The sequence below is a fragment of the Aristophania sp. ESL1100 genome (genome assembly GCF_058511235.1).
Genome location: NZ_CP196394.1, coordinates 1720884 through 1747225, shown reverse-complemented (window position 1 = coordinate 1747225; position 26342 = coordinate 1720884). Strand labels below are relative to the sequence as shown.

Here is a 26342-nt window from a genome sequence, read left to right as displayed (position 1 = left end):
TCGCAAAAAGAAGATCTTCAAACTTATCATAATTTTGCCTTAATATCTTTATATAATATTAATTTATTTTTGAATTATATAAAAACGTCTTGCATATAGAATGCTTAATTCGTAACCTAAAGGTAAACATGGCCTATTAGGATGACAGGTTTTCGAAATAACTGATTCCTTGTCCACATTCATTGTGAGTCTTCTGAAATAGTCGTGCTTTTTGGCAATGAGCTTTTGAGGGAAACTAATTATGCTTCGGTCTCTTGAAATTGCTGCTACAGGCATGCAAGCCCAGACGACGAATGTCGATACGATCTCGCATAATATGGCGAATATGACGACAACGGGGTACAAGAGGCGCCGTGCGGAATTTCAGGATCTGATCTATCAGGATTTGCGCCGGGTGGGGACCATGAGCTCTGATACAGGCTACCGTGTGCCGGCCGGTGCACAGGTTGGTCTCGGTGTCAGGACGGCCGCCATTTACCGTATTAATGAACAGGGCCCCTTGATTCAGACTAATAACACGCTTGATCTTGCCATTGAGGGGCGGGGTTATTTCCGTGTTCTCCTGCCTTCAGGTGAATATGCCTATACGCGTGATGGAACATTCTCCATGTCTGAGGACGGCAATATTGTGACCGCTGACGGTTACCCTCTGGTGCCAAATATCGCGATCCCCAATAATGCTGAGAATATCACGATTGATCAGTCAGGGCAGGTTCAATACACCATTCAGGGACAGCCTGATGCCCAGGTGGCGGGGCAGATGCAGCTGACCACGTTCCAGAACGAAAACGGTCTTGCCGCTATGGGGCAGAACCTTTTTACCCAGACGACCTCTTCAGGTGACCCGATTAACGGCAATCCCCAGAGTGTGGGTTTTGGCGCTATTCGTCAGGGTTATACCGAAGAATCTGCTGTAAATGCCGTAACTGAAATTACAGATCTCATCACAGCACAACGTGCCTATGAGATGAACAGTAAAACAATTACCGCTACCGATGAAATGTTACAGACATTAACGAATTTACGTTAATTGTAAGGAATTCAATGCGTGCTGTCAGGCCTGGCGCCAAAGTAGCATGGTTTTTCTTCGCTATGATGGTGCTCTCTGTTTCCTCTTCTTCTCCTATCGTTGCGGCAACGTTACGTTCCACGGGAGAAATATCGAGCGATCAGGTGTCTCTTTCTGATCTTTTTGACGGGCTGGAGCCTGGGCAGGACCGGATTATCGGTCCGGCACCGGCTCCAGGAAAATCCATACAGATTGGGGGATATCAGCTGATTGCAATAGCTGATCAATATGGTGTGGAATGGGAGGATCAATCTTCCACAGCGTCTCTGGTCCTGAAACGTGCCGGTCATGTTCTGGGACGGGAATATTTTGCAGATCTGGTCAAAAAGAATATCTCTCTGGGAGAGGGGCAAAACGGGTTTGTTGTCGATATAGAAAGCTTCAAACCCCTCACAGTTGATGTAAAAGAGCCGAATCCGGTCAGTCTTTCTGATATTAACTGGGACAAGAAAACGGGAAAATTCTCAGCAACGGCTTATCTGGCAAACCCGACAGGAGATAAGTCGGTTGATTCCTTTACAATAAGAGGGTCAATCAAGCTGCGTCAGCCTGTCATCGTCTATAATACGTCTCATCCTGCAGGTTATGTGATCCAGAATGGAGACATGCACGTAGAGACCGATTATTCAGGGAAAATCCCGCTTTCTTCCCAGGCACTTCCTGACCCCGATAATATTGTCGGGATGTCACTCTCTCATGCGGTTTCTGCAGGAGAGCCGATATTGGCGACGGATTTGCGCCGTATAACACTTGTTCATCAGGGAGACCCGGTTCTGATTACGTTTAACAGTCCTGGAATCAGGCTGACCGCGACCGGTCGGGCTCTGGAAGACGGGGGGAGCGGCCAATTTGTTCATGCCCTGAATCTGGGGAGCAAAATGATTGTTCAGGGAAAGGTCATGGCTTCGGGTGAAATTCGTGTAGACGCTTCTTCAACAGCGATTCCTGCCAATTCAAAAGAAGGAAAGCGTTTCCGTACGCCTTTCCTGCAATAATAAAGAGGAATGGCGAGCGATATGGGCGATTATCATATGACCTACCGAAAATGGTTCATCTTTCCTTTCTTTGCCCTTTCAGCGTGTTCGGGCAATTTAAGTGAGATGGGTCATCCGCCTCGTATGACGACGACTTCAGACCCGACACTTGCTCCGGATTACCGCCCTGTGACGATGCCCATGCCGCCTCTTCAGGCCCCCCCCAGTGAGGCAGGCAGTTTATGGCGGCCGGGAAGCAGGGCTTTTTTCAAAGATCAGAGAGCCTCGCAGGCGGGTGATCTTTTAACCATTAAGGTCGAAGTCGCTGATACCGCTAATATGACCGATAATACCGGGACGTCCGGGAGTGGGGGCGAGAATTTCGGTGTCCCGGCTTTCTTTGGTCTCAAAAGTCCTGTGATTGGCAATAATCTCTTACAGACATCGAGTTCCAGCAATGCGTCAGGGACGGGAAGTATTCGTCGTAACGAAACCGTAACGTTGACATTGGCGGGGGTGATTACGCAGGTTCTGCCTAACGGAAATTTTGTGGTTGTGGCCCGTCAGGAAGTCAGAGTGAATGGGGAGTTAAGACAGATCACAGTCAGTGGCGTGGTCAGACCTCAGGATATTTCAGAAGATAACGTCGTTACACATGATCGTATTGCGGAAGCACGGATTTCTTATGGAGGGCGTGGGCAGCTGTCACGTTATCAGGATGCACGATATGGGCAGAAGGCTCTCGATGAAGTCCTGCCTTTCTAGAAAAACAAGACTCTTTCGAGAATTATTTAGTGTGACGCCTGTGTCCTGGGAAAATATGCAAAATTGGAATTTATTTTAATGGATGAGCATAAACCGTTAGAGGGTTTCATTCCAGAAGGGTTGGTTATCAGTAATCTCCAGGGAGAGGCAGGAGGAATCCTGACAATTTCGGGAGTGGTTGAGCACTCTGATATCAAGCTGAAACAGCTGGTGATCTCACCTTTAGGAAAAGTGAGAAATGGCTCTGTTGAGGCAGAAACCGTTATCATAAAGGGATGCGCTTCAGGGGTGCTGTTGCGTGTAAATCGTCTGCAAATTCTCGAAACCGCTCATATTTCTGATTGCATTATTGAGATCAGGGAGGCGACTGGTTTTTCCATGCATGAGAAAGCCTGTTTTGAAGGCGATATTAAGCTGACCACCCGGCAGCAGGATCATATTTCGGTTATGCAACAAGAAGATCGCCCGGGCAGATTTCCTGCTCCGGTCATGGCGGTTCCTATTGAGCATGCCGATATTGAAGCTGATATCCCTTTAGGGGACTGAGGGTCCCTCCTTTTAGTGTTTATTTCAGGACGTGGGTTGTTTTTATGAGAAATGGAAAGAAGAATAGTGGATCCATTTCGACTTCCTTGAGAAGCGCTGCTGCTTTTATGGTGCTTCTGACTCTGGTGATCGGGGCTGTTACTGTTATTTCAAAGTCCAGAGCTGAAGCAGTTTCCTCATCGGAGAGAGAGGCACCTACGGCAGGAGGGCCTCAGCAGGGAAGAGATTTTATATCTCCGCAATCTGTGGAAGATATTCAGGAACAGAAACGTATCCTTGCCTCTGCCCGGCAGGCTCTGGAACTGAAGCTTAAAAATTTAAGAGATGCATCGGGAGAACGGGAAGATGACCCGATGGATGATCAGAAAATCGATCATGTTGCCGTAACACGACTTATCAGCATTTATGAAAATATGAGCCCACGTGAGGCGGCCGCTGTATTCAATGTAATGGACCCACATGTTCTGGTCGCCATTTCGGCCAGAATGAATACGCGAAAGCTTTCAGCGATCATGGCTCAGATGTCTCGCGAGCGTGTCAATATGGTCTCGCAATATCTGGTTGGCGTCCGGAAGTTTCATAAGAATTTCTCCCTGAGCCTGTCAGATTTTGATGAAGGTTCAGAGAACGAAACCTTCTCCCGGGAAAATAACGCCAGGTACGGTTTATCGGGGCGGTCGAAGTCCAATACAGAGTCTCTATTGCCATCGCGCCAATAGAAAGGTGACATTATGGGAGGGTTGTTTTGATTAAATTTCATATCATCAAGGGACTTATTCTCTCTTTATTTCTGATAGAAATTCTTTCAGGCTGCACGGCTGATTATGTGGCCAGAAAGGTGACAGGTCGGGAATGTAGCGCAGGTTACGTCGCCGCGGGAGAGGATTGGTGCCAGCCTGTAACGCGCAAGCCACCTCCACAGCCCTATTGTACACAAAGCTGGAATGGAACTGATTGTTGGGCGCGCCCGGATCTGATGCCTAATGTTGCTCATGAGGTTTATGAAGGGCCACGTGACCTGACACAGGACCAGAATGCCAGAAGGCTGAATATGCCGGTTGAAAAAATACCACCTACGAGTCAATTCCTGCCCCCATAGGGTTATAAAGAATAATTCCTTGTTTAGGTGGTGTGATTGAGCCTCTTTACGTTTCAGAAGCGTGAACTTTTTAACCAGAAGGTTAAAAGAATTTTTGCTATTTTGTCAAAATAGAGGCAAAATGACGACTATATAGAGGCAGGGTCTTTTCCGGGTAATGTTTATTGGAACGTGCCGGAAGTTTTGTTAATAGTGAGTAGATATCCGCTTTATGCAGAAGATATTAGCGGGCCTTAAAGGCCTTGGGCGTACAAAACTTGTCGCACTGGGTGTGGTTGCCGCGCTTCTTCTGTCGGCATTGGGTGGATTGGCCTTTTATAGTGGGTCAGAAGGGATGAGCCTCCTTTATGGAGGTGTGGACCTTAATGAAGCTGCTGAAATGGTTGATGACCTGGCGAAGAGCCATATCAAGGCTAAAACGAGCCCGGATGGTCATACAATCTATGTCCCTCATAATAAGGTGGCCGAAGCCAGGTTATCTCTGGCGAAATCAGGTTTGCCAAGCGGCGGGGCCGTCGGGTACGAACTTTTCGATAAAAATGGAACACTGACAAGCACGCAGTTTGAACAGGGTGTTAATGAGACCCGCGCCATGGAAGGGGAGCTGGAACGCTCAATCAGGCTTGTCCATGGCGTGAGAAATGTGCGTGTTCATCTTGTGCTGCCCCATCGTGATCTCTTCTCGACACAGACCAATCCAGCACAGGCGAGTGTTATTTTAGATGTGGGGCGGATTGGCGCTGTTTCGCCAGGAGCCATTGCTGCGATACAGAATCTTGTAGCGGCAGCGGTTCCCGGCCTTCAGGCTCATGGCATTTCCATTGTGGATACGAGAGGGGAACTTCTCGCAAAACCCGGTGACCCTGACAGTCTTGCTGAGCAGGAATCCACTCTTGAAAAACAGCGTCATTCTGAAGAGCAACGCCTCTCTCAGGCCGTGGAAGATATTCTGACCCCGACTTTGGGGATGGGGCATGTCAGAGCGCGGGCCGCTGTCACCATGAATACGGACATAATCCGTGAAACTGAAGAAAGTTATGATCCTGATCAGCAGGTTTTAAGATCCCAGACCACCAGCACAGATAAAAGTGTGAACACAGAGGCGAGTCAGGATGCCTCTGTGAATAATAATCTGCCAAATGCCAATGCAGGGCAGGATAATCGCAGTGGTTCGACGGATGACCGGGTTGAAGAGACCAATAATTACGAAATCGGCAAAAGAGTTCGTGTCATTGATCAGAAGCGGCCGCGTATTTCTCGTATCAGTCTGGCTGTTATGGTGGATGGCACTTTCGTGCCCGGTAAAAAAGGGAAAGCTGTCTGGCAGCCACTGGATGATAAAGAGGTTCAGAGAATTACCACTCTGGTCCAGACCGTCATTGGTTATGACAAAGAGCGTGGGGACCAGGTTAACGTCGTCTCCATGCCCTTTAAGATGGAAAGCACAGACAGAGTCCCCGAAGTTCCACCTTATCTGAAGAAAGATCTCGTTATTAATTTTGTGGAATGGACGTTGCCAATCCTGCTTCTGGCTCTGGCATCGCTTTTCTTTGTCAAACCTCTGGGGCGGCGCCTGAAACATGTCATCGACCGTATTAAACGAAATGAGCATGGCGGAGCTGATGGCCTGAGTGGTGATGAGGATAAAGGCAAGCTGGCTGCAGCACTTGCAGATAGTATTGCCGGCGCTGATAATGCCGTTGCAGGAGTGCAGAGCAAGCTGCCTCCAACCCTTCTGGAAACGGTCTTTGACAAGATAGAGAATGATCCTGATGAGGCTGTTTATATCATAAGAAGCTGGCTGCTTCAGCCGAATGCCAGTCAGAATAATGGGGCTGGCAGGAAAGGGTAGGTGATGATCGAGCGGGGAAGTAATAATATCGGCAGGGCAAGCGTGCTTAATAAACCCGACACGCAGGCAAACGCTGTCACTCTGACGGGGCAGCAGAAAGCAGCTGTTCTGCTGCTATCAATCGGGCGGGAACGTTCAGCGCAGATTTTAAGATCGTTAAAGGAAGATGAGCTGCGCGAGCTCTCAATGGCAATGTCGTCTCTCGGGCCGGTCAGTGTTGAAGCTGCTGAGTCTGTTTGTGCTGATTTTGCACATGGAATGGGTATTTCAGCCGGTCTTGTCGGGTCTTATAAAACGACAGAAGAATATCTGAAGAGGGCTCTTCCTGCCAATCTTGTTGCAAAAATTCTTGATGAGATCCGTGGTCCGGCCGGTCAGAGCGTCTGGACAAAAATGACGAACATGCCTGAGACGGCTCTGGCCAATTATCTGCGTAATGAGCAGCCTCAGACTGTGGCAGTCATATTGAGTTATATTTCTCCAGCGCATGTGGCACGTGTTTTAAGCCTGTTTCCAGAGGATTTCACGATCGATGTGATTATGCGTATGCTTCATACAACGCCAGTCAGTCGTGACGTGCTGGCCAGTCTGGAAGATACGCTTCAGCGTGAGCTGATTACGGCGTTCGGGCGTTCCTCCAAGCGGAACAGCTATGCTTTTGTTGCTGAGGTTTATAATAATTTTGACAAGAGAACCGAAACAACCCTGACAGATCTTCTGGGTGAAAGAAGCCTGGAAGATATGGAGAAGGTCAATAAGCTGAAATTTACCTTCGACGATGTCAAACGCCTCTCTTCAGACGATATGATGCGGGTTATGGCCGCTATCAACAAAAATGGTGAGTTGCGCGCCAGACTGCCAATGGCGCTCAAAGGAGCCAATCCGAATACGCGCAAACTGTTTCTGGCCTGTATGTCGCGGCGTGCCGGTGCCATCCTGCTTGATGAAGTCACCAATCTGGGGGCTGTACGTATGAAAGATGCCGAAGCAGCACAGACGGAAATTATCGCCCTTATCAAGGAGATGTCCAATAACGGAGATATTGACCTTGCCCCTGTCTCTGATGAGCTGATTGAGTGACGAGGCGTCTTCATTGAGTTTTTTTTGCAGGGTCAGATAAGATGGTCTCCTTTATAGAACAACTGGAAGATTTTGGTCTCCCGCCTACAAGAGAAGAGGAAATACCGGCGGTCATTTCCGAGGCGCTTCCCGAAGTGAGTACGGAAAAGGAGCCGGAAATTGTTGATACGTCGCTTCGTCTGCAACCAGAAGAACTGGAGGCTCTGAAAAAACAGGCTTTTGAGGAAGGGTATCAGCAGGGGCGTGAAGAAACGCATGCGGCTCTTCTTCCACAAATGATAGAGAGCGTGGATGAATGTTTCTCTTTTCTGGAAAAAGAGGAAGAGCAACGCCGTGAGATGCTGGAGCTTTTTTCCCGGAAAGTTTTCGTAACACTTTGCGATCTTATGGGGGAACAGATTTCCGGGACAGATTTTGTTCAACGCAAATTCAGCCAGGATATTCTGTCATTTGTGCAGGAGAGCCTGAAGGAATGTGCAGGGGAAATCATTGTTTCCTGTAACGAGAGTGAAGAAGAGGCCCTGAAGAAGGTTCTTGGGCACTATTCTGACGTTACCATAAAAAGTGACCCGTCTTGTGAGGTGGGGTGTGTGAGGATTCTATCATCACGTAATGAATTGAAGCTGGACCGTACAGAGTGGCAACGCAAAGTGCGAGACCAGATCAAATCGGCAATGGATCATATCAAGGGCTCTAGCGGCCATCAGAACAGACAGGAAGAAAAATAATGGCAGAGACAGACAATAAACAGGGAAATATGTCCCCGACTTCAGAACAACCGGCACAGACTGCCTCTGAAAGCCAGAAAGTCTCTGCACCGCCTTCCTCTTTCACAGAAGCGGTCTTTACTCAGGAAGATGAGAGAGAGGCGATTTTTGATGTGCCCGTCAAAATCACAGCTGTGGTGGGTGATGTCAAAATGCCTGTCCGTGACCTTGTCCGCCTCGGGCGTGGAGCGGTGGTCTCCTTAAACAAGAAGCTGGGATCAGCGATCGATATTTATGCGAATGGGCGCCTGATTGCCCGAGGCGAGATTACCATTATCGAAGATGATAATATTGCCGTGACGATGACAGATATCATCTCCGCCCCAATCGAAGACGTCTAGGAAGAGAAGCAGGGCCTATGTTGGGGAAAGCGACGGACGTTTCCAATCACGTATCGGATGGCCTGACAGGGTTTCATATGAACGCCCTGTTTGCGTTGATTCTGGTCCTGGCTTTGATGCTTGGCATTCTGTTTCTGGTTGATCGCCTGAAAAAATTTATGCCGCGTCTGCTTCATCAAAAAACATCGCCTTCCAAAGGAACTTTCTCCGTCCGTGACGTCGTCCCGCTTGATTCCAAACGAAAACTGGTTTCCGTTTCTATTGAAAGCTCTGGTGGAAAGAAGGCTCTCGCGGTCCTCCTGATCGGTGGGGGAAGCGATCTTTGTGTGGGTTGGCTCGATGAAACGCCTTCTCACATGTCCTGTCCTGATCCATCAGGAGATGGTGCCGGTGATAAAGCTCAGAAGAATTCCTCCCATGTCTGACAGGATTTCCTTAAAACGTTTTTGCCTTTTTTCTTTCCTTGCCCTTCTGGCAGGGGGTGTGGGAGTCCTCTGTCTCTGGGCCCATCCGGTGCTGGCGCAGTCTGTCACTTTTGATATGGGCAAAGGGGGTGGCATAGGTGAGGCCGGAACGACGAGCCGTCTTGTCCAACTGACGGCCCTGATTACAGTTCTGGCTCTGGCTCCGAGCCTTCTGGTCATGGTAACGGCTTTTACCCGGATTATTGTATCGCTTTCACTCATGCGCAGTGCTTTGGGCGCACAGGGAACGCCGCCTAACACGGTTCTGATTGCTCTGGCGCTGATCCTGTCCCTGTTTGTTATGCAGCCGACTTTGGAGCAATCCTGGTCACAGGGGATTGAGCCGTTAATGAACGGACAGGTCGAGGAAATGGAAGGGCTGAAAGCAGCAGCAGAGCCTTTCCGTGCGTTTATGGTGAAAAATGCCCGCCCCAAGGATGTCGAGGTTTTTTATCATCTGGCCAATTTAAAGCCGGTTTCTGCGGCTGAGAAAACGCCCTGGCGTGTGATTATTCCCGCTTTTATGGTGGGGGAACTCAGTAGAGGCTTTGAGATCGGCTTTCTGATTTATCTGCCATTTCTGATCATCGATCTCGTCACCTCAAGTGTTTTGATGAGTCTGGGGATGATGATGTTACCCCCTGCGACGATCTCCCTGCCTTTTAAGCTGATCTTTTTCGTGTTGGTCGATGGTTTTCAGATGGTGTCTGGTGGCCTGGTTCGTAGTTTCGGAGGGGGGTGACGTTACTCCCTTTATTGCCCGGGCAGGATTAAAAGCCGCCTGGCCAGAATCTGGGGGGTCAAAGGTGCAAATCCTGCCCCGATATGGGATGAATAGCTCCCATAAGTCAGGCGCAGGCCACAGGCCGCTGCGGAGATGACCCCTCCTATACGCCCCGATTGTTCAAGGCGGCTGGCCATCATTGATTGAGCGTTATTCTCTCTGAAAGCAGCGGCTATATCAGACGATTCTTCCGGGTCCATTCCGGCAGGAATGACCAGAGACAGATCAGCCTGGGTTCTTTCCACAATTTCCAGCATTTCTGACATACCGGTTTTGGAATAGATGCAGACCCCTGGGAGATCAACGAGGAGGATGCGCCTTTCCTGATCTTCAATTTCCGGCATTAGGCCCTGATAGGCCTGTATCAGTTCAACATCATAGCCTTGCAGAATGGAGGCGAGCTTTACGTAGCTGCCCGGATTTTTATCACAGGCCAGGATAACAGGTTTTTTGATCCGTCCTTCTGACTGTTGGGCCTGTAGCGCATAGCGGGCAGCCAGTTTGGCAAGAGTTAAGGTCTTGCCGGACCCTGATGCCCCTCCCAGAGCCATAGGTTTGCCAAAGGCGAGGGGAAGGCGGCCAAACGTAATCATGCGGCTAAGGCCTTCAGCAATTGTCCCGCCGGACATGGCTTTAACCAGCGGGCGCGGAATCGAGTGCCAGAGCAGCACATCTGTAACGCTGAAGCTGGGTAATGGAAGGGAGGCCTCTTTCTGAGACGTTGTTATAGCAGCGGGTTTTGACCGGCGGCGCCGGTTGGTGGAGTTTCTGCCTGTCTGGTTTGATGAACGTGATCGCCCGGTCTTTGCTTGTTCTGTCATGGCCGTGTTCTTCCTGTCCATTAGGCTTTTTCAATACCAGGCGTCATTTTAGCAATTTATGTGATTGTCGCTACAGTTCTGATGCGTGTGCGCGGATAAATTTCTGCCTGGGACATGACGGCGATAGAGGGTCTGACCCGGTCAACGATCATTCTGACACAATCCCTTGTCGAAGATGTGGTAACAATCACCGGAAGTTCTCCAAGGGTGGCCGTTTTTTCAAAAGATTGTCGCATGGCCGTGACAAACTGATCGAGCATATTGGGTGGCATGGCAACCGTTTTTTCATCCCCCTGACCGACCGTATTATTTAAAAGCCTGCTTTCCCATTCAGGTGAAAGCGTGATCATGGAAATACAGCCCGAGGGGCCGACATAGCTGTTGCTGATCTGGCGGGAGAGCCTGACCCTGACGTGAGCGGTCAATGCCTTGATCCCTTTGGGGACCAGGGCACTCCCTTCCTGAATACTTTCAAGAATCGTCGGAAGATCCCGGATGGAAATCCTTTCCTGAAGCAGGGTCTGCAGGACGCGCTGAATGGTGCTGAGGCTGACCTGGGAAGGAATCAGGTCATTGACAAGTTTCTGTTGCTCAGGAGGGAGATCGTCCAGAAGCTCCTGTGTCGCAGCATAGGTCAGCAGGTCACCGAGATTTTGACTGATTGTTTCGGTCAGATGCGTAATGATAACCGTGACCGGATCAACAACCGTATAACCTGATTGAGATGCCTTCGTTTTCAGGTCCGGTGCAATCCAGATTGCAGGAAGATTGAAAGAGGGCTCTGTTGTTAATTCACCAGGTAAAGCATCTGCCTTGTTAAATCCGTCCGGGCAGATGGCGAGAAGCATGTTGGGTTTAACCTCACCGGAGGCAACCTCGATTTCTTTCAGTTTGATAACGTACTGATTTACACCAAGGCTGATATTGTCCTGTATCCTGACGGAAGGGGTAATAAAGCCCATATCAGCGGCCATTTTCCGGCGTAGTGCCCTGATCTGCCCTGTAATATGCGCATCATCTTCACTGGCAAGAGATAATAGACCAAATCCGATTTCCAGTCTGAGAAGATCAACCCGGAGCAATTCTGATATAGGCTGTGTCGTGGGTTGAGCTGTTGCCTGCGAGATTTCATCTCCATCATGATCAACGACAAGCGGTGTTTTATGGCGCCACCAGGCTCCTGCGGCAGCACAGGCTGAAATCAGTAGAAAGGGAGCAGCCGGCAATCCAGGCAGGCAAGCAAATATCGCTGCCAGAGAGGCTGCAATGGCAAGGGGCTTGGGATGGCCGCCCAATTGTCTGAATAAGGCGACATCAGCCGTTCCCTCAGTCCCACCTTTTGTGACGACGATACCCGCAGCCAGAGAGACAAGGAGAGCAGGGATTTGTGATACAAGGCCATCACCAATTGTCAGGGTCGTGAACGTTTGTACCGCATCACCGACGGGCATATGGTGCCGCATGACGCCAATTGTCAGCCCCCCGACGATATTGATGGCGGTGATGATAATCCCGGCAATAGCGTCGTTACGGACAAATTTTGCAGCGCCGTCCATTGCCCCGTAAAATGAGCTTTCATCTTCCAGCTCTTTACGTTTCTGGCGGGCGGCCCGTTCATTGATGGCACCGGAAGCGAGATCAGCATCAATAGCCATCTGTTTACCGGGCATGGAATCAAGGAAAAACCGCGCTGAAACTTCGGCAATACGCCCGGAACCTTTGGTAATGACCATAAAATTGACGACGAGGAGAATGCAGAACACAATCCCCCCGATCACAACGTCATTTCCCATAAGGAAGCCCCCAAAGGAGGCAATGACGTGCCCTGCCGCATAAGCTCCCTGGTTCCCATGGCTTAAAATCAAACGCGTCGTGGCGACTTCAAGCGACAATCTGAACATCGTCGTCAGAAGCAGGAGCGTCGGGAAGGATGTGAAATCGAGGGGCTTTTCCAGAAACAGTGCCACCATAAGGATGAGGACTGAAGATGTAATGGAAAGCGACAGACCGATATCAAGGATAAAAGTCGGTAGGGGAACAATCAGAATGGCAATCAGCAGAATGACGCCAATGGCCAGTAAAAGGTCGGTCCCCGGGAGGCTGGTTTTGAGGTCGTTTCCTCCTGCTCCGTTATTATTAAGGAGGGTCATGACCTGTTTTAACGTATGCAGGCCAGAGGAAATCTTTGCTTTGAGATCAGATGAAGAGGAATTTGGAGCAGTAGGTTTGGTGGGAGTCACCAGGATAAATCCCCCGGAATCATGACCTGACAAATGTGGCAAAATTTTAGCGTATACGAATAAGAAAGTATATGTTTCATTTATTATTTTCTATAATTTCAGGATATAATAACCATCTGAACCATGATAAATTATGGTCTGGTCATTCATAAAATTTTAAAAAATATTATAAGAAAAACCCATAATTGTTCATGCTTAAGTAATATTTCTTAATAAGCAGCGGGGTGAGGCATGGACGTGGCTATTCTGACAGGGGAGGCCCTGTAGGAGGATAGCGTTCTTCCCGTTGGGCCATTATTGGCAAAGCGCGCAGGGGCCGACGAAGGGGAAAAATCCGAAAATTTCTGATAGCCGCCCTTAAATGGCCTGAAATGTTTCAGGGGCTGGGGAGAAGGTGAGGACGTATTTGCAGAGGCACTTATGTGAGCCGAAGAAGCAAAAAGAGGCGCATGTTTTATGAGAGGCGATCTGCTTTTTTGCCGCCCATCCTGAGGAACGGACCATTCTTCAATAACGCGCCATAGATAGGGCTCGCCAATACCGGGAGTCTGGGAATGATAGGCCGCGGCGGCCCGGGGCCAGCTCCCTTTCTGATCGTACATCTGCTTCAGGAATTGCCCGGCAAAGAGGGCATTACTGTAGGGGTCAAAGGCCATTTCCAGAGAAGGAAAAGCGTCTGGATGGTGCATGATATTGACCTGAAGACACCCGACATCAATTGATTTGATTCCCTGACTTTGAAAATTTTTGACAGCCTCTACAGCGGCCTGAAGAGACTCGTAATGATAACCGGTTCCTCCGGCATTAATCGTCCATGGCCATGCTGATAAAGTCCCATCTTCGTTAGGGCGCCCCGTCTCGACACGGCTCATGGCCGCCAGAAAGCCATCAGGAAGATGAAGTGACCTTTCCACCTGTGCGGTTGCCGTAATGCAGCGTAGACTTTCGGACGACTCAGCCCAACTTCTTGAAAAACCTGATAATAACAGCAGAAAAGGGATAATACCCATCGTTCTGAGTAAAAAGGAGTCTGGAGAAGGAAAACGGCGCATAAGCGTATTATATCGTCTTCCAGTATTTTTTGGATAGTACTATCTGTTTTTTATTTTAATATAGGAATATGGTTTTTTTTAGAAAAAAGATCGTTTAGATAATCTTTCAGGATTTTTTAGTGTTCTTTCCTCCTCAGAGAGAGACGGTATTTCATGAATGCCTTTTATCGTCAGGGAAAGAGTTTGAGATCTTTTAGTTCGAGTGCAGGCGGGAAGACCATGCTTTTACCAGGTCGAAAACTTCAGAGTTTCATGCTGGTGCTGATGGGGCTGTTCATCACAGCTTCAGTCAGCTGGGCTGGCAATGTCCGTATCAAGGATATTGTTGATTATGAAGGCGTCCGGGACAATCAGCTTGTAGGATATGGTCTTGTTGTAGGGTTGAATGGCACGGGCGACCGGTTGACCAATACCCTATTCACACGTGAAACGCTTATCGGGATGTTGAACAGGTTGGGCGTCAATATCCGTGATAAGGCGATTCAGCTGCAAACTCATGATACTGCTGCGGTCATGGTTACTGCAACCCTTCCTCCTTTTTCTCATGGAGGGAGCCGGATTGATGTTGCTGTCTCTGCTGTGGGAGATGCCCAGAGCCTGACAGGTGGAAATCTGATTGTAACGCCGCTTCAGGCCGCAGATGGAGACGTCTATGCCGTTGCGCAGGGGGCTTTGGTCACAAATGCCTTTACGGCTCAGGGTGCGGGGGGACAGGCCACCCAGAATGTGCCAACGAGTGGTCATATTTCCAATGGTGCGGTGGTCGAGCGTGAGGTCCCGGTGCAGCTTGGCAAAGGTGGTATGATCCATCTGGCCTTGAAAAACCCAAACTTTACGACGGCGAACCGTATCGCAGACGTGATTAACCGCCATATTGGCCGTGGAATAGCCCGTGTTGAGGACCCTCGCACAGTCGCGGTTAAATTGCAGGGACGGGACGTTTCTGAAACACTTTATAAAATCGGTGATCTGACCATAACGCCTGATACAATGGCGAAAGTGATTGTGGATGAGGCGGATGGGACGATTGTCATGGGGGATAATGTCCGCATTACCACAGTGGCTATTGCCCAGGGGAATTTAACCATTCAGGTCAATAATAACCCGCAGGTTGTCCAGCCAAATGCATTTGGGGGTGGTCAAACGGCCATCGTTCCCCAGACAGATATCAACGTTAATACCGATAGCGATAAAAGAATGGCCATCGTCCAGGGAGGTCCCTCACTGGCCAGTCTTGTCACAGGGATGAATGCTCTGGGGGTGGGGCCTCGTGACATGATTGGCATCCTGCAGGCCATCAAAGCTGACGGTGCCTTGCAGGCAGATCTGGAAGTAAGGTGAGTGCCTGGGATGAAAATGATGGTCACTATGAAAGACATTGAAAAGATGGGAGACATTTTGTGACAGCCTCTTCCCTTCCGCCTCTTACGTCTCCTCTGCTTCATCAGACGCCGATAAAACAGCCGGCCGTAAAAGCTGGGCAGACAGAAGCCTCTCTTAGAAAAACGGCTCAGGATTTCGAGGCTCTGGCATTGGGAGAGATGTTGCAGCCCATGTTTGAAACAGTCGATACCTCCAAAGGCTTATTTGGTGGGGGGGAGGCTGAAGAGCAGTTTCGTTCCTTGCAGGTTCTCGAACTGGGCAAGCAGATCGCTCATAGCGGCGGGATTGGCATTGCTCAGCAGATTTATAAAGCGATGCAGAGAATGCAGGATCAAGGTTCTTCTGAGAGCTGACAGGGTATCATGAAAAAATTTTCGGATTTCAGGCAATTCGTTCGTGACAAGGCTCATCAATGGGGGGGCGGAAACAGGCAGGAGCTCCCTCCACAGGGAGGAAATGAGTTTCCGGAAGAAGAGCTTTTATCGGCCTTTGAGCAGGTCTGCCGCATCATAGAGCAGGAAAATATTTTACTGCAGAATGATGCTCCCGGTAAGGCTGTAGAACTACTGCCCCAAAAGACAGAGGCCATTGAAAATTTACACACATTACTGGAATCGGTCCGGACTCTGGAACATAAACCGGAAACTCTTCCAAATACCTTGCTGGACGCTCAAAAACGTTTTGAAGACGTTATTAATCGTAACGGTGAACTTCTGGAAAAATCCCTGCATACGCAGGCTGTTGTTATGAAAATTCTGGCCGATGCTGCAACGAAAGATGCTCAGCAAAGTTATAATCAGGCCGGCCTTATGGTGACAGATAAGTCCCGGGCGCTAGGGTCTTTTAATAACAAGATCTGATTAGCTTTCATTACCAGCTATCTCCAATCATGTGTTTGGGCTGATTGCCGCCCGGATCGGCAGAAGGGCTCCATGCGCTCCAGTCCCAGTTTTCTGTATTTTGTCTTGTCTCAATGGTCATGGAGTCCAGAGCGACCCCATAATGTTTATATTTTGAGCCACGTTTCTGGGCGTTTACGAAGGCTGTCAGTGTCTGGTAAGCGCGTTCATCGCCCATATAAACGCAGCTGCAGGCGATAGGGTCAGCATAAAGATAAATGCGTTGACGGTCCGGTCCTAGGCGGTAGGTGAGTTTACCGGGTGGGAGATAATTCATCATGGTATAACGGGCTGTTGTATCGGCATTATGTGAGATAAAGCCGGCCTGGGCCAGGACAAAACCTTTATTGAGGTAAGCTTGCGCAGGTGAGCAGGCGTTGACTAGGAGCAGGGCGCCTATAAAACCAGTTCTGGAAGATAAAATCTTTCTGAATGTCATTTTGAGCGTTCTTGAATTCATGATCTTCCTACATTCGTACAATGAGCTGATCTTCCTGCTAAAGAAAAACTTAATATCAAATAAGGCGAAAAAGTGTTAATGAAATATTTGTTTTTAGATATATGAACTGATATCCTTATTTATAAATAGGTGATTATTTCAGGAGGACGTCAAGATGGCTTTAGGTGGTGTATCTCCCGTTGTCCAATATACAATGGCTATCAAAGACGAGCAGAAGGCGGCAGATACGTACGTCAAGACAGATCCTTTGACGAAGCGTTATGCTGATAATTTCCGCCAGAGTGCTTCTTCCCTCACATCCACCGCCGCTTTGATGAAAAATTATTCGGCCAATCAGGTTGTTCTGGGCGCGTATAATTTGCAGTCTGTCGCAACGCAGCCCGCTCTTGAGTCGAAGTTGCTTAATGAAAATCCATATTATTCCGGCTCAACATCAGGCAAAGCACATAATGCCACCTGGTCCAAATTTGCTGATGCTTTCTATAAAATGAGCACAACGGACCTCACAATGGGGGAGTTGCCTGATCTCGACACGACGACGCCTGTCCTGAGTGATAAATTCAAAATGTCATCTGGTTTAATTGACCAGCTGGTGCAGAATTATAAATATAATCTTTATGAAAATCAGGCTGTGAATAAAGGAGGGGTGGGAGATGCCCTTTATTTCACGCGCCAGATGAAAAGTGGAAATGTCAAAAGCATTGACGATATTCTCAAAGATCCGAAACTGCTCAAGGTAGCGGAAGAAAATTTCTCCATTGATCCAGACCGTTTCAGCACGCTCAGTTTTTCATCGCAAAGGCAGACTCTCTCGGAAAAGCTGGATATTACTAAATTCAACGGGACAGATGGCAAAATCGATGACGGTAAAATTGCTGATTTTGTCGAAATCTATATTCAGAAAACCGCTTCTGCAGAGGGAGCGACGACCGATAAGGTGGAAGATTATATCGCCCAGTATCAGGACCTTCTGAAAACAGAAAAAGACAAAGCGGATGGTTTTGTCATGGGTAATGATGCTGCGTCCAAAGCGATTTCAGACTTTACGGAGAATGGGACGTCTTTGCAGAGTGTGGATGATTTATTGGCTGATTCCTCAGCTAATCAGGTTGTTCTGGGAGCGTTTAACCTCGAGGCTCTGGCAGGTGACCCGGAACGGGAAAAGACATTATTGCTTGAAAATCCCTATCAGGCGGACTCCACAGTGGCCAAAGCGTCTGAGAGCAATAACAGTGCAAATGAGCGGGCGCTGGCGGACAGTTTTTATAATATCAAATTGACGACCGGCACACGCGATATGCAATCTGATATCGACAGCACGTCGCATAAATTAAGTGGGGGTTTGCTGATTTCCCAGGATTTTGTCGATGAGACGGTTAATTCGTACGAAATACGGCAATATGAAACCAGTAAGGATATGACGAAATCCGGTGTCGGGAATGCCTTATATTTCACAAGAACGATGCAGGATGGGAAAATCAAGGACGTAAACACGCTTATGTCCGATGCAAATCTTCTGAAAGTTGTTGAAGTTGTGAATGGGTTGAACCCTGATGATATCGGGTCTCTTGACTTCAAACAGCAGCAGAATCTGGTGAAACGCCTTTTCAATGTGAATGATTTTACGAAGCCTAATCCTGATGCCAAAGCAGAAGATGGCTCTGATGCGCGTATTCCTGATGAGAAGAAAATTCAGAAATATGCAGAGCGTTACCTGGCTATGTTGCAGATTCATCCCGAGTTTAATTCGGTAGATGAGCCTGCCAATATTCTCGACCTCTTTGGTGGCAGCAGCGATGATGATGGCATTGTGGCTCTGTTTGCCTGAATGTCTGTCTGAGAGAGGTACTTTTGCAGGGTTTATCTGAGTATTTTCTATCCCGGAAAGAGGATGTCTTTCATAAGCTGCAACATTTAAATGGCAGCGTTTCAGACTCTCTTGAAAATGCCGGCAGGCAGCTGACCTCTTTTTTCCCTTTTGTTGAAGCTGCCAGGGCGAGCACGCCATTGGGAGCGCTGAGAGGGAAGGTTCTTAATATTTCAGGTCTCTCAGCCTCTGTCAGTGGAATGGAGGGGTTTACAGGGATTGGTGACAAGCTTGGCATAACGTCGCTGGATGGCAGGACAGTCATGGCGGAAATCGTTGCCTTTCAGGAAGGAAAAGCCATTGTAATGGCTTATGACTCTCTGGATGGCATTGGGGCTGGGTGTCCGGTTTCTTTCCCTCTTTATGGGAAGGAAGAGCGCTCTTTTCTTTCGGGGGGAGCGTTACAGGTCAATGAGTCCTGGTTGGGGCGTGTTCTTGACCCCACGGGGCGGCCTCTGGACGGGAAAGACGGGATCATGCCCGGGGGGCACCCCCAGAAACTTCATGCCTCGCCACCTATAGCGGCAAAACGTGCCAGACTCGGCCCAAGGATTGATCTGGGCGTGAAGGCCATGAATTTGTTTACAACATGCAGGCAGGGGCAGAGGCTCGGGCTTTTTGCCGGTTCCGGTGTGGGAAAATCGACGCTTCTGGGAATGCTGGCTCGTAATACAGCCTGCGACATTGCTGTTATCTCTCTGGTGGGAGAGCGCGGGCGCGAAGTCAGGGAATTTATTGAAGATGATCTGGGCGAAGAAGGGTTGGCAAAATCAGTTGTGATTGTTGCAACCTCTGATAGCTCTGCCTTGATGCGGCGTGAAGCGGCTTATGCGGCGATCACAGTTGCTGAATATTTTCGGGATCAGGGAAAATCTGTCCTGTTTCTGATGGATAGTGTGACCCGTTTCTGTCAAGCTTTGAGAGAGATCGGACTTTCTTCCGGTGAGCCTCCAGCGACGCGCGGTTATCCACCAAGTGTCTTTGCAACATTGCCACGCCTTCTTGAAAGGGCGGGACCAGGCCCCATGAAACAGGATGGTACAGCAGGGCAGATTACAGCTCTGTTTTCCGTTCTGGTTGAAGGGGATGACCAGAATGAGCCCGTGACCGATGCTGTCAGAGGAATTCTGGATGGTCATATTGTCATGGAACGTGATATTGCCGATTCCGGCCGGTATCCCGCTATAAATGTGCTGAAATCTCTCTCGCGTTCGGTTCCGGGATGTAATAGCGAGAAAGAAAATGCTCTCATAAGGGAAGCACGCGCCCTTCTGGCCTCATGGGCTGATCTCAAGGATCTTGTAAGGCTGGGTGCTTATAAGGCGGGTGCTGATTTGCAGGCAGATCGGGCCGTCCAGCTGGGGCCAGCCATTGAGAAGCTGCTCACTCAGGGGAAATATGAAGCGGTCAGTCTTCCAGAAGCCTTCAAAGAGCTGGAAGCGATTTTATATCCCGTAGCGTAGGGAGATATAGTCTCGTGATTATGGGGTTTTATATATGAGCCAGTCGCGTTTGAAAGCCCTGCAAACTTTGAGAAAATTGCGTGTTGCGGAGCGTGATCAGGCACGCGACGCGTTTGCAAAAGCCCTCCTGTCCGAACAGGAGATCGAGTCTACCATCAAGGATATAGAAACTGATATTGCCCGAAATGAAGACCATCTCCGCCAGAAGCAATCGGAACATGGTGATCAGCTCATTATGGAGATGTCCTATTATCACTGGCTGGGAGCAATGCGGGCTTTCATTGAACAGAAAAAAAATGAATTAAAAGAGGCAAAAGAATTTACCGAACAGGCGCGCCGGCAAATGATTGAAGCAAATACAGCGCTGGAAGCCACAGATAAAATGATAGAGCGTATAAAAAAGGCGCTCTCTTATCAGGAAGAGTGCAAGGCCCAGACTGAAATAGATGATATGGCCAGAGTATGTTTTATGCGCCAGAACCATAGAACAGTCTGATAAATTAGAAAAAACCATCTTTTACTTTTAATAAATTTTTTCTCATATCTATCCCACCCTATAAAATAAGGCTATAATGTGAATAAATTGTGAACAATTTGTGGTAGTTGTCCAACTTTAAATAAATCCTTTAGGGAAATGGTCATGATAGAAAATATTTCTTCCGTTCCAGGGAAAATACTTCTTGCGACTCCATGTTATGGGGGTGTTGTGACAACAGAGTATATGCTGTCTGTGATAGGCTATGCCGCAGCCGGGCAGAATATACCCATGACTATTATGCATATTTCTGATGATGCCTTGATTACACGTGCCAGAAATACGCTGCTTTCATCATTTTTATTCAAATCTGATTGTACGCACCTTCTTTTCGTGGATGCGGATATCGGTTTCCCAGCAAATGCGCCAACGCAGCTTTTTAATGCGGGGAAAGATGTGGTGGGGGGGCTGTACCCTCTGCGTGATCGCTTCTGGGATGCCCAGACGAAAAACAATATTCTTCATGGAGAAAAGCAGCAAACAGCGTCTTTGCGTTACGTTGGTGAAACAGAGTCTCTTTATAATGAACCATCACAGACCTCTCTGTCTCAAGTGCCTTATGTTGGCACCGGCTTTATGATGATCAGTCGCAAAGCGGTTGAAATGATGATCAAGGCTTATCCTGAAACGGAATATAAACGTATTGATGCACCGGACGACCGCAGCGATATCAGGAATTTTGCCCTTTTTGAGGGCAGTATCGACCGGGAAACGGGGACTTACCTGAGCGAGGATTATACGTTCTGTAAGCGTTGGCGCGATATCGGCGGAGAAATCTGGGCCGATACTTCACTGGAGTTAAGTCATACAGGACGTGCCTCTTTTACAGGGAATCCAGCTGCAAGAGTTGGTATTGCGCATCAGAGATCCCGTGCCTGAGGAGAGGGGAAAGCCCTCATAAGATCTCTTTATAACGTGGGATAAGATGAGGGGCGTCTGTTATAAGTAATGGCTAATAAAGAAAAGACTCAAACGATCGTCATTAAACGGGAAGGCGATCAGGAAATCAGCGCTCATGGGGGCGCATGGAAAATTGCCTATGCCGATTTCATGACGGCTATGATGACGTTTTTCCTTCTGATGTGGCTTTTGAGTATTACGACAGAAGAACAGCGCCATGGTATTGCGAAATTCTTTAATCCGATGGCTGATCAGGTTGGGGCACCTTCGGCCTTTCTTCAGGCGTCTCCCAAAGCCTCACCGGTCCCTTCCCTAAAATCAGCGCCAATTAAGCCAAAGCCTGTCAATGATCCAATAAATCCGCCCCCATCTCCAGCAATTGATTCACTTATCATTCCGCCAACGATTTTACCTGAGGACGCAAATGACGTGTCCATTGGTGTTAAGAATCATGTTCCCCCCCGGGTTCCTGCCATTATTCCTTTGGGAGGACCCAGAACAGGGGGTGCACAGAATGTAGGGCGGATTGGCCAGAGCCGTGCTGATTCTGACGGGGCAGCTCCTGTTTCCATGGATGAGCAGACGAAACTTGAAGAGAAAATGACAGCGCTTAAGGATGATGTAAAAACGTCCTCTGCTCTGGCGCCTTTACAGGATAATCTGTCTTTTCAGGTTGGTTCTGATGAAATCCGCATTGAAATGCGCGATACAAACAATAAATCCATGTTTGATACAGGGTCGCCCAGATTAAATAAGGATGGCGTTACCCTTTTGAAAGCCATTGCCAAATGGCTTGTGTCTCTGCCGGAAGATATTTCAATTATCGGGGAGACCGATGCCCAGCCTTATCATGTTCCTAAACGGAAAAGGGGCATTCTCTCCAACTGGACTCTCTCTGAAATGAGAGCTGACCAGGCGAGGGAAGTCCTGGTAAAAGCCGGCTACCCGGATCGCAAAATTGTAAGCGTCGTTGGTAAGGCTGACAGGGACCTTGCTGTCCCAGATAAACCTGGAGACCCGGCGAACAGGCGGATTGTTCTGGTGATTCACAGGCGCGCCCCTTTGCCAAAATCCTTTCTTTCGACAACGTCCACCCCCCAGACTCCGGCTCCCACTGCCCCTTCGTCTGATCAACCGCATTAACAGCTGGAGATAATATTGAGATGCTTTATATAGGCGGTATCTGCTTTGCGTTTATAGCTATTTTCGGCTCTTTTGTTCTCTCTGGCGGTGCTCTGGGGCCGCTTCTGGCATCGATGCCTTTTGAGGGGCTGACAATTATCGGGGCCTCTATTGGTATTTTTGTCATGACCAATAGCTTCAATACGTTAAAGAGCTTTCCCCATTATCTTTTGCTGGTCATAAAGGGGCCAACCTATAACAAGCAAAGTTATATGGATCTGCTTGCCCTGCTTTATCGCCTTCTGAGGCAGGCAAATATGAAGGGTTTCACATCTCTTGAAGATCATTATGAAAACCCGATGGCAAGCACTATATTCGAACTGTCACCGCATATCAGAAAAGATAATCGTGCAAGAAACATGATTTGCGATTATTTGCGCCTGATCAGCATGAATATGGATGAAGCCTATCAACTTGATGAAATCATGAGTGGGGAGCTGAAAAAGAACCTTGCTGAAGATTTGCAGATGTCCGAATGTCTTCAGAATATTGCAGATGCCTTGCCCGCACTCGGGATTGTGGCTGCGGTGCTGGGTGTTATCAATACAATGGCCGCGATCAGCAAACCACCTGCCATTCTCGGTGAAATGATTGCCGGTGCCTTGGTCGGGACGTTTCTGGGCGTGCTGTGCGCCTATACCGTTGTCGGGCCGCTTACAGTGCGGATGAGAACAGTGGTTCGTCTGGATAATCATTTCTATAACGTTATAAAAACAATCCTTGTTTCATTTGTTCAGGGACAGTCTCCGCAGGTTTGTGTTGAAATTGGCCGTAAAGATATTCCCCAGGAATTTATGCCCGATTTTGCTTCAGTTGATTCCATGGTTTCTGATCTAACCCGTTAAAATATTCAGGTCTCTTCTCTGATGATTTCAGAGGAGAGGGAGGAATGAAAAATGGCAGTTTCGCTTATAACAATCAGTGAACAGAGAGAGCCCGGCCTAAAAACCAGAGCTCCTGCTATAGGCAAAAAGGCGTCTCCATCTCATAATTTTGCGAAATTATTAAAGAGCAATGGCCCTTCAGAGGGTGAGGTAGAGACAGATCATTCTGCTGCCGTAAGTAAAGATACAAAAGACACTATATCGGGGAAACATAAAAAACTTTCTGATCATCATGAGCATAAGGCTGACCAAAAAGAGACACAATCATCCAAAGATGATGGCAATAATCACGTTATCAGTCATAATGGTAATTCCACTATAAATGTAAATCATGAATCAGACGACGATCATGAAAATATATCGACACTTCCTGAAACACGATCTTCCACTATAAGTTCTGTCTCTGCGTCTGATGACCCTTCCGCCTTGAAGAATATGTCAGTTGATGACTCGTCTTCTGATCCAAAGATGAATTCGAGTGATTATAAGGGGCTTGTTGAAGCAGAAGGTCTAAATCAGACAGAAGACTTACAACCCATCATTTCGTCAGATGATAAAAAAACATCGAACACACGGGGTGGTCTTGATAAGGTTAAGAAAGACATAGTGGATCACCATATGTCTGTTTCTGATATTTCGTTAAATAATAATGACGAAATTAACCCGTCTTCTTCGCAGAAAATTTCTCTTATTGGATTACAGGAACAGGACCCATCCCAGCAGGCGCAGCCCGTCTCCATGAACGCGGTAGACGCGCAATCTGTTTCAATAGAAGGACAAGAAAGTCACTTTTTTAATTTTGATTCCGGAAATGATCTGAAAAAAGCAGATAATCAGCGGGCAGGTCGGAAAGCAAAATCACCAAAAGCCTTTTCGGTTCAGGGCAATCTGCTCTCTGATGATAAGGATGAAACAGCGACGAGACCCTCAGATGAGGCGTTGCTTTTCAGGGAAAGTAAACACATTACTGAAAATAGCTTCTTATCAGAGGACCGGTCTTCGCAGAAAATCTCTTCTCCGGAAAATAAGCAGGATACAGACTCTCTTTTTTCAGATACGTTGCAAGGCCCTAACCCTCTATCTGATGGGACTTTGAAATCAGAACACAAAGAGGCTGTCGGCTCACCAGATATGTTTCATAAAGAAAGTGATCTGGATCATTTCGAAACAGGAAATAATCTTCTTCCCAAAACGGCTCATATTCCTTCAACGCTTAATATGACAGTTACGACCGATAGCAAAACATCGGTACATGTACAGCTCACACGTCTGGAGGATAATCTGGCCACGCTCTCGTTGCAGGGGTCAGATGAAGCGACGACGGAAGTCCTGAAAAAAACACGTCACGACCTTATCAGCCATCTTGATGCGGCGGGGGTTCAACCGGCTGGTATCAAAATAGCGGTCCTTCCGACGGATACCAGTACGATGACGGGAGAGAAGGGGCATGGATCATTTGATCAGGGAAGCGCCGCTTTCTCAGGGTCTTCAGAGCAAGGGCAGAATCAGCAGAATCACGCTCGTCAGGAAGAACATTCCGGCGCTGTTCATTCTGTTGAAACATTTGAGTCCCCAGAGCAGAATGAAAAGTCATCCCTTCCGGTTGGAGAGGTCATTTCGTCTGCGCAACGCTTACCGTCAGATTTAAGACGTCGCGGCATTAATATTTCAGTATAGAGGATATAAGTTCATGACTATTTCAGCAGCCTCTGGCGTTAATAACCTTGTGCAGACGACCAATATCGCGGCATCGGGGAATGCGAATACAATCTCAGTCAGTGCCAATAATGGAACGGGCAGCAGTAATGCCGGGGGGGCTTTTCAGTCCCTGGCACAAAATGAAAATCAGTTTTTGACGCTTCTGACAACACAGCTGCAGCACCAGGATCCTACGAGCCCTATGGATAATCAGGCGCTGGCTTCGGAACTGGCGCAATTTTCAGCCGTTGAGCAACAGGTTCAGACCAATAAAAATCTGGAGAGTCTGATTTCGCTTAATGAAACGTCCCAGCTTTCCCAAAGTAATCAACTGGTTGGGAAAGACGCTTCAGTTCAGTCAAATACATTGCCATTACAGTCCGGAAAAGCCTCTCTTTCCTTTATTGAACCGCGTGGCCAGACAGTTGCGGTTTCTGTCGCAGATGGAAATGGCAGAATTGTCAAAACTGAGGTTATTTCAGCAACAGGCCACCAGCAGAAATGGGAGTGGGACGGTAAGAATAACGACGGTGTTCAGCTTGCTGACGGGGCCTATAGTGTTGCTGTCAAAACGACGGATCCTGCCGGGAATATTTCTGACGTTCCTTTCCAGAGTCAGGGCACGATTACAGCCGTTATTAAAGGTAGTGACGGTCTTTACGTGCAGATGGGAGACGCTGTTATTCCCATGTCTTCAGTCACGTCAGAACAGGACCGGCTTTCACCATCAAAGGGTTCTGAAAGCGATACAGACATGTCTGGTGTCTGATACTCCAGAATGCTGTTCTTCTTAATCCTCAGTTATTGAGAAAAAATATGTACCAGAACCGTGCCAGAAATGCCTATCAGAGTTCAGTAACGGCTGCCTTGTCAGACAGGGATGCGGATGCTCAATGTTTCAGGAAGCTTATTTCTGAGTTAACCGCTATTGAACATTCGGTGAATTTTGCAGAACGGAGAGGCGCTCTTTCCAAAAATCAGCGTCTTTGGTCTTTGATCCAGAAAGCCAACTCGCTGGATAACGGGCTGGTTCCCAATGAAGACAGGCTGCTCTTTCTTCGTCTGGCAGACCAGGCTCAGAAATATGGAATCAGGGCTATTTTAGACGCTGATCTGCCTGTCACGCCTTTAATTGAAATGGCAGAAAGTGTGTTGGAAGGGCTTACGGGGAATGTCGCTCCTTAAAGAAACGGATATGTAATTAAAATAAGGCCATG

General features: G+C 48.2%; 28 protein-coding genes. 24 read left to right on the top strand and 4 right to left on the bottom strand.

Translation table 11 applies throughout. The annotated features are described in order from the left end of the window. The first annotated feature begins 241 nt into the window (after positions 1-241). The 12 genes from flgG (at position 242) to fliP (ending at position 9699) form a co-directional block, all read left to right on the top strand. Positions 242-1030, top strand: coding sequence for a flagellar basal-body rod protein FlgG (gene flgG, locus ACSYSY_RS08055; RefSeq protein ID WP_491707052.1), 789 nt, complete (start codon positions 242-244; stop codon positions 1028-1030). A 14-nt stretch (positions 1031-1044) separates the two neighbouring features. Continuing rightward, positions 1045-2064 carry a flagellar basal body P-ring formation chaperone FlgA gene (gene flgA, locus ACSYSY_RS08050; RefSeq protein WP_491707051.1) on the top strand — a complete coding sequence of 340 codons (1020 nt, stop codon included), beginning with the start codon at positions 1045-1047 and terminating at the stop codon, positions 2062-2064. Positions 2065-2100: 36 nt separating this feature from the next. Then, a complete protein-coding gene (flgH, locus tag ACSYSY_RS08045; protein WP_491708255.1) occupies positions 2101-2808 on the top strand; it encodes a flagellar basal body L-ring protein FlgH in 708 nt (235 codons plus the stop codon). Positions 2809-2871: 63 nt separating this feature from the next. Further along, complete coding sequence (locus ACSYSY_RS08040; protein ID WP_491707050.1) at positions 2872-3354, top strand: polymer-forming cytoskeletal protein; 483 nt, start codon at positions 2872-2874, stop codon at positions 3352-3354. 44 nt (positions 3355-3398) lie between these two features. Continuing rightward, positions 3399-4073, top strand: coding sequence for a MotE family protein (locus ACSYSY_RS08035; protein ID WP_491707049.1), 675 nt, complete (start codon positions 3399-3401; stop codon positions 4071-4073). Between the two features lie 26 nt (positions 4074-4099). Next, entirely contained in the window at positions 4100-4453 is a 354-nt protein-coding gene (locus ACSYSY_RS08030) for a hypothetical protein (protein WP_491707048.1), read from the top strand. Between the two features lie 211 nt (positions 4454-4664). Next, a complete protein-coding gene (gene fliF / locus ACSYSY_RS08025; RefSeq protein WP_491707047.1) occupies positions 4665-6305 on the top strand; it encodes a flagellar basal-body MS-ring/collar protein FliF in 1641 nt (546 codons plus the stop codon). A gap of 3 nt (positions 6306-6308) precedes the next feature. Beyond that, the gene (locus ACSYSY_RS08020) at positions 6309-7385 is read left to right on the top strand and encodes a flagellar motor switch protein FliG (RefSeq protein WP_491707046.1); all 1077 of its coding nucleotides are present in this window, start codon (positions 6309-6311) and stop codon (positions 7383-7385) included. A 41-nt stretch (positions 7386-7426) separates the two neighbouring features. Next, on the top strand, positions 7427-8113 hold the full coding sequence (locus tag ACSYSY_RS08015; protein WP_491707045.1) for a FliH/SctL family protein: 687 nt from the start codon (positions 7427-7429) through the stop codon (positions 8111-8113). Then, positions 8113-8493 (top strand): flagellar motor switch protein FliN, encoded by a 381-nt coding sequence (gene fliN, locus ACSYSY_RS08010; protein ID WP_491707044.1) that lies wholly within the window; start codon positions 8113-8115, stop codon positions 8491-8493. The genes ACSYSY_RS08015 and fliN overlap by 1 nt, the downstream gene beginning before the upstream one ends. A 17-nt stretch (positions 8494-8510) precedes the next feature. Beyond that, a complete protein-coding gene (locus tag ACSYSY_RS08005) occupies positions 8511-8918 on the top strand; it encodes a hypothetical protein (protein WP_491707043.1) in 408 nt (135 codons plus the stop codon). Next, positions 8911-9699: a flagellar type III secretion system pore protein FliP gene (fliP, locus tag ACSYSY_RS08000; RefSeq protein ID WP_491707042.1), complete on the top strand. Its 789-nt coding sequence runs from the start codon at positions 8911-8913 to the stop codon at positions 9697-9699. The genes ACSYSY_RS08005 and fliP overlap by 8 nt, the downstream gene beginning before the upstream one ends. An 11-nt stretch (positions 9700-9710) precedes the next feature. On the opposite strand, the gene ACSYSY_RS07995 is transcribed toward fliP, so the two are convergent. The 3 genes from ACSYSY_RS07995 to ACSYSY_RS07985 all read right to left on the bottom strand — a co-directional run bounded on the left by ACSYSY_RS07995 (position 9711) and on the right by ACSYSY_RS07985 (position 13854). After that, positions 9711-10562 (bottom strand): hypothetical protein, encoded by an 852-nt coding sequence (locus ACSYSY_RS07995; protein ID WP_491707041.1) that lies wholly within the window; start codon positions 10560-10562, stop codon positions 9711-9713. 56 nt (positions 10563-10618) lie between these two features. Continuing rightward, positions 10619-12712 (bottom strand): flagellar biosynthesis protein FlhA, encoded by a 2094-nt coding sequence (gene flhA / locus ACSYSY_RS07990; RefSeq protein ID WP_491708254.1) that lies wholly within the window; start codon positions 12710-12712, stop codon positions 10619-10621. Positions 12713-13011: 299 nt separating this feature from the next. Further along, positions 13012-13854, bottom strand: a complete 843-nt coding sequence (locus ACSYSY_RS07985; RefSeq protein WP_491707040.1) for a lysozyme family protein — start codon at positions 13852-13854, stop codon at positions 13012-13014. Positions 13855-14118: 264 nt separating this feature from the next. Here ACSYSY_RS07985 and ACSYSY_RS07980 point away from each other — a divergent pair, with 264 nt between their 5' ends. From ACSYSY_RS07980 to ACSYSY_RS07970, 3 genes are read left to right on the top strand one after another with little or no spacing between them, the layout of a single operon-like run. After that, the gene (locus ACSYSY_RS07980) at positions 14119-15195 is read left to right on the top strand and encodes a flagellar basal body P-ring protein FlgI (protein ID WP_491708253.1); all 1077 of its coding nucleotides are present in this window, start codon (positions 14119-14121) and stop codon (positions 15193-15195) included. Positions 15196-15254: 59 nt separating this feature from the next. After that, positions 15255-15590: a rod-binding protein gene (locus ACSYSY_RS07975; protein WP_491707039.1), complete on the top strand. Its 336-nt coding sequence runs from the start codon at positions 15255-15257 to the stop codon at positions 15588-15590. A 9-nt stretch (positions 15591-15599) separates the two neighbouring features. Beyond that, positions 15600-16097 carry a hypothetical protein gene (locus ACSYSY_RS07970; protein ID WP_491707038.1) on the top strand — a complete coding sequence of 166 codons (498 nt, stop codon included), beginning with the start codon at positions 15600-15602 and terminating at the stop codon, positions 16095-16097. Positions 16098-16107: 10 nt separating this feature from the next. Here the strand turns inward: ACSYSY_RS07970 and ACSYSY_RS07965 are convergent, their stop codons facing one another. Then, a complete protein-coding gene (locus ACSYSY_RS07965; protein ID WP_491707037.1) occupies positions 16108-16596 on the bottom strand; it encodes a hypothetical protein in 489 nt (162 codons plus the stop codon). 154 nt (positions 16597-16750) lie between these two features. Between ACSYSY_RS07965 and ACSYSY_RS07960 the strand changes: the two genes are divergently transcribed. The 9 genes from ACSYSY_RS07960 (at position 16751) to ACSYSY_RS07920 (ending at position 26310) form a co-directional block, all read left to right on the top strand. Then, positions 16751-18424 carry a DUF1217 domain-containing protein gene (locus ACSYSY_RS07960; RefSeq protein WP_491707036.1) on the top strand — a complete coding sequence of 558 codons (1674 nt, stop codon included), beginning with the start codon at positions 16751-16753 and terminating at the stop codon, positions 18422-18424. A 131-nt stretch (positions 18425-18555) separates the two neighbouring features. Further along, entirely contained in the window at positions 18556-19926 is a 1371-nt protein-coding gene (locus tag ACSYSY_RS07955; RefSeq protein WP_491708252.1) for a FliI/YscN family ATPase, read from the top strand. A gap of 34 nt (positions 19927-19960) precedes the next feature. Then, on the top strand, positions 19961-20422 hold the full coding sequence (locus ACSYSY_RS07950; RefSeq protein ID WP_491707035.1) for a flagellar export protein FliJ: 462 nt from the start codon (positions 19961-19963) through the stop codon (positions 20420-20422). 210 nt (positions 20423-20632) lie between these two features. After that, positions 20633-21340, top strand: coding sequence for a hypothetical protein (locus tag ACSYSY_RS07945; RefSeq protein WP_491707034.1), 708 nt, complete (start codon positions 20633-20635; stop codon positions 21338-21340). A gap of 69 nt (positions 21341-21409) precedes the next feature. Then, positions 21410-22504 carry a flagellar motor protein MotB gene (locus ACSYSY_RS07940; RefSeq protein ID WP_491707033.1) on the top strand — a complete coding sequence of 365 codons (1095 nt, stop codon included), beginning with the start codon at positions 21410-21412 and terminating at the stop codon, positions 22502-22504. Positions 22505-22524: 20 nt separating this feature from the next. Further along, positions 22525-23388 carry a flagellar motor stator protein MotA gene (motA, locus tag ACSYSY_RS07935; RefSeq protein WP_491707032.1) on the top strand — a complete coding sequence of 288 codons (864 nt, stop codon included), beginning with the start codon at positions 22525-22527 and terminating at the stop codon, positions 23386-23388. 51 nt (positions 23389-23439) lie between these two features. After that, a complete protein-coding gene (locus ACSYSY_RS07930; RefSeq protein ID WP_491707031.1) occupies positions 23440-25104 on the top strand; it encodes a hypothetical protein in 1665 nt (554 codons plus the stop codon). A gap of 13 nt (positions 25105-25117) precedes the next feature. Next, positions 25118-25894, top strand: a complete 777-nt coding sequence (locus tag ACSYSY_RS07925) for a flagellar hook assembly protein FlgD (protein WP_491707030.1) — start codon at positions 25118-25120, stop codon at positions 25892-25894. Positions 25895-25941: 47 nt separating this feature from the next. Next, a complete protein-coding gene (locus ACSYSY_RS07920) occupies positions 25942-26310 on the top strand; it encodes a flagellar biosynthesis regulator FlaF (protein WP_491707029.1) in 369 nt (122 codons plus the stop codon). Positions 26311-26342: the final 32 nt, after the last annotated feature.